Source organism: Janthinobacterium sp. BHSEK (genome assembly GCF_056174685.1).
The window spans coordinates 1-249 of sequence record NZ_JBWBYV010000267.1; the positions used below are offsets into that span (position 1 = coordinate 1).

At 51.0% G+C, this 249-nt stretch carries 1 rRNA gene; it reads left to right on the forward strand.

From position 1 onward, the window contains the following. Positions 1–225 (forward strand): 23S ribosomal RNA (locus AC0V2Y_RS28970); the annotation flags it as partial. Between the last annotated feature and the right edge of the window lie 24 nt (positions 226–249).

The window sequence follows — 249 nt, forward strand, 5'->3', positions numbered from 1 at the left end:
ACCTCTGGTGTACCGGTTGTCACGCCAGTGGCATTGCCGGGTAGCTAAGTTCGGAAGAGATAACCGCTGAAAGCATCTAAGCGGGAAACTTGCCTTGAGATGAGATTTCCCAGAGCCTTGAGCTCTTTGAAGGGTCGTTCGAGACCAGGACGTTGATAGGCTGGGTGTGGAAGTGCAGTAATGCATTAAGCTAACCAGTACTAATTGCCCGTACGGCTTGTCCCTATAACCTTAGCAGGTGCAGAGGAT